The organism is Ruminococcus sp. RTP21359st1_H3_RTP21359_211015, assembly GCF_040909065.1.
GTDB classification, from domain to species: domain Bacteria; phylum Bacillota; class Clostridia; order Oscillospirales; family Ruminococcaceae; genus Hominimerdicola; species Hominimerdicola aceti.
This window is the reverse complement of record NZ_JBDGDD010000092.1, coordinates 1-1,000: the sequence shown is the minus strand read 5'-3', so window position 1 is coordinate 1,000 and position 1,000 is coordinate 1. Positions and strand designations below refer to the sequence as shown.

At 49.9% G+C, this 1,000-nt stretch carries 1 rRNA gene; it reads right to left on the bottom strand.

The window, feature by feature from the left end:
- Positions 1 to 1,000 (bottom strand): 16S ribosomal RNA (locus tag AB5Z01_RS13820); the annotation flags it as partial.

Here is a 1,000-nt window from a genome sequence, read left to right as displayed (position 1 = left end):
CCCCATTGTAACACGTGTGTAGCCCCGGACGTAAGGGCCGTGCTGATTTGACGTCATCCCCACCTTCCTCACATCTTACGACGGCAGTCTCTCTAGAGTCCTCAGCATAACCTGTTAGTAACTAAAGATAAGGGTTGCGCTCGTTATGGCACTTAAGCCGACACCTCACGGCACGAGCTGACGACAACCATGCAGCACCTCGTAATCTGCTATTGCTAGAAAGAGTGTTTCCACTCCGGTCAGACTACGTTCAAACCCGGGTAAGGTTCCTCGCGTATCATCGAATTAAACCACATGTTCCTCCGCTTGTGCGGGCCCCCGTCAATTCCTTTGAGTTTCACCGTTGCCGGCGTACTCCCCAGGTGGATTACTTAACGCTTTCGCTGTAGAGCTTACATTGTATCGCAAACTCCTAGTAATCATCGTTTACTGCGTGGACTACCAGGGTATCTAATCCTGTTTGATCCCCACGCTTTCGTGCTTCAGTGTCAGTTATGGTTTAGTAAGCTGCCTTCGCAATCGGAGTTCTGCGTGATATCTATGCATTTCACCGCTACACCACGCATTCCGCCTACCTCAAACACACTCAAGTAACCCAGTTTCAACGGCAATTTTATGGTTGAGCCACAAACTTTCACCGCTGACTTAAATCACCACCTACGCACCCTTTAAACCCAATAAATCCGGATAACGCTCGCATCCTCCGTATTACCGCGGCTGCTGGCACGGAGTTAGCCGATGCTTATTCATAGGGTACATACAAAAAAGGACACGTCCTCCACTTTATTCCCCTATAAAAGAAGTTTACAAACCATAGATCCTTCTTCCTTCACGCGACTTGGCTGGTTCAGCCTCTCGGCCATTGACCAATATTCCTCACTGCTGCCTCCCGTAGGAGTTTGGTCCGTGTCTCAGTACCAATGTGGGGGACCTTCCTCTCAGAACCCCTATCCATCGTCGGTTTGGTGGGCCGTTACCCCGCCAACAAACTAATGGAACT